Below are 2,849 nucleotides of genomic sequence, written 5' to 3'. Positions count from 1 at the left end.
CCCACCTCACCCAGCACCTCACGCTGCCACACCGCGTAATCCCCGTACTGCACCGCCAACGGCTCCCACCCGGGAACAGCACCCCTCACCCGCGCCCCGTACGCCACCGACAGATCCCGCGCCAACGGCCCCATCGACCACCCGTCCGCCGCGATGTGGTGGACGGTCAGCAGCAGCACATGCCGGTCGGGCGCGGTGCTGAACAGCGCCGCACGGACCGGGATCTCCCGGGAGAGGTCGAACGGCGCGGTCGCGGCGGCGCGCAGGGCCTCGGGCAGCCCGGCGGCGCTGGTCTCGGCGACGGTCAGCACGGGCCGTGCCGCGTCGGCGGCCAGGACGTGCTGCACGGCCTCGCCGTCGCGGTCGCTCCCCCGGCCCCGGCCGGAGCGCCCGGCGAAGACGGTGCGCAGGCTCTCGTGACGCGCCACCAGGTCGCCCAGGGCCGCTTCGAGCGCCGGGCGGTCGACGCCGCCCTCCAGCCGGATGGCCAGCGGCAGGTGGTAGGCGGGGTCGTCCGGGTCGAGCCGGTGGAGGAACCACAGGCGGCGCTGCGCGGAGGAGAGCGGCGCGGGCTCGGCGCGCTCCATGCGGCGCAGCGCCGGCCGGGCGCTGTCGGCGGTGTCCAGGCGCGGCGCCAGGCGCGCCACGGTGGGCGCCTCGAACAGTGCCCGGACCGGGAGTTCGACGCCGAAGGCGGAACGGACGCGGCTCACCAGCCGGGTGGCGAGCAGGGAGTGGCCGCCGAGGTCGAAGAAGTCCTCGTCGCGGCCGACGGCGGGGCGGCCCAGGCACTCGGCGAACAGTGCGCAGAGCGTCTCCTCGCGGGGGGTGCGCGGTGCCTCCCCGGCGGGTTCGGCCGCGTCCTCCGGGGCGGGAAGCGCGGCGGTGTCGACCTTGCCGTGCACGGTGAGCGGCAGGGAGTCGACGACGCCGACGGCGGCCGGGACCATGTAGCCGGGCAGCCGTCCGCGCAGGAAGGCCCGCAGTTCGGCACCGCCGGTGCCCTTTGTGACGGCGCGCTCGCTGACGGCGTCCTCGGTGGTGGCGTCCGCGGTCCCCGCCTCCCGGGTGGTGACGACCCAGGCGACCAGCGCGCCCGCACCGGAGGCGTCGGGCCGGACGGTGACGGCGGCGCGGGCGACGGCCGGGTGGCGCAGCAGCGCCGCCTCCACCTCACCGGTCTCCACCCGGTAGCCGCGCACCTTGACCTGGCCGTCGGCGCGTCCGCCGTACTCCAGGGTGCCGTCGTGGTGACGGCGCGCCAGGTCGCCGGTGCGGTACATCCGGTCGCCCGGTCCGGCGAAGGGGTCGGCGAGGAACCGGTCGGCGGTCAGTCCGGCGCGGCCCTCGTAGCCCCGGGCCAGCCCGGCGCCGGAGAGGTACAGCTCACCGGTGACGCCGGGGGCGACCGGCCGCAGCCGCGCGTCCAGTACGTAGGCGCGGTTGCCGGCGACGGCACGGCCGATGCGCGGGGCGCTGCCGGCGGTGATCGGGGACACCACGCTGTCGACGGTGGTCTCGGTGGGGCCGTAGAGGTTCCAGGCGTCGAGGCCGGGCGTGCGGGCCAGTGCCTGCCACAGCTCCTCGCCGACCGGTTCGCCGCCGAGGGCGAGCACACGGGGCCGGTGGCTGCCGGGCTCCAGCAGGCCGAAGCGGCGCAGTTCCTCCAGGAAGGACGGCGTGGTCTCCAGCACGTCGATCTCGTTCTCCCGCAGGAAGCGGGACAGTGCCTCGGGGTCGCGGCGGGTGTCGTCGTCGGCGAGGTGCAGTTCGTGGCCGGCGATCATCCACAGCACCGGGTCCCAGGAGGCGTCGAAGGTGGCGGCCGCGGTCAGCGCGACGCGCAGCGGCCGTCCGTCGGCCGCGTCCTCGGCGGGCCCGATCAGCTGGTCCCGGTGGCTCGCCAGCAGGTTGCACAGGGAGTGGTGTTCGACCACGACGCCCTTGGGGGTGCCGGTGGAGCCGGAGGTGTAGAGAACGTAGGCGGCGTCGTGCGGCGCGGGGCCGTCCGGCGGCCCGGCCGTGGCGCGGCTCCCGGCGGCGGCCGGGTGCTCGGCGTCGTCTTCCGGGGCGTCGAGGCGCAGCTCGGGCCAGGGCCCCTCGGGCAGGCGGGCGGCGAGCGCTGTGGTGGTCAGCAGCCGCGCTGGGCGTGCGGTCGTCAGGATGAGCCGGTTGCGCTCGGCGGGGTGGGTGGGGTCCAGCGGCACGTGCACGGCGCCCAGCCGCAGGACGGCGACCAGCGCGACGATCTGCTGCCGGGTGCGGGGCAGGGCGGCGGCGACCCGGTCGCCGCGTCCGACGCCGTGCCGGTGCAGTCGGCCCGCCAGTTCCTCGGCGGCGTCCATCAGGTCGCCGAAGCCGAGGAAGCCGTCGGCGTCGGCCACAGCGGTCCGCTCGGGGGTCACCAGCGACTGGGTGGTGAGGACGTCGATGACGGTGCGCCCGGGCGCCGGCGGCGCCGGCCGGGTGGGCACCGGACGGTCGAGAGCGGCGCGCCGCTCGGTCTCGCTGAGGAAGTCGACATCGGCGACGGAGGCGTCCGGGGTACCGGCGAGGGCCCGCAGCAGCCGGTGGAAGTGGCCGGCGAGCCGGCGCGCGGTGGCGTCGTCGAAGAGGTCGCGGCTGAACTCCAGTTCACCGCCGATGCCCAGGGCACGGCCGTCGGGCGCCTGCTGTTCGGCGAGGTCCCAGGTCAGGTCGAACTTGGCGCCGGTGCGGCCCACCGCCGTCTCGCGTTCGACGCGGAGGCCGGGGAGTTCGAGGTGCGGTGGCTCGGTGTTGTTCAGGCTGAGCATGGTCTGGAACAGCGGGTGCCGGTCCAGGGCGCGCGAGGGGCTCAGCTCCTCCAC

1 protein-coding gene is annotated in these 2,849 nt (G+C 76.4%); it reads right to left on the bottom strand.

Features of this window, described 5'->3' with window-relative positions; genetic code table 11:
* On the bottom strand, nt 1–2,849 hold a 2,849-nt coding region (locus tag E0D90_RS24810), incomplete at both ends, for a non-ribosomal peptide synthetase (RefSeq protein ID WP_130800169.1).

The organism is Streptomyces otsuchiensis (assembly GCF_004305975.1).
Classification (GTDB): Bacteria; Actinomycetota; Actinomycetes; order Streptomycetales; family Streptomycetaceae; genus Streptomyces; species Streptomyces otsuchiensis.
Note: the sequence above shows the minus strand (reverse complement) of the source record. Positions and strands in the feature narration are given on the sequence as shown.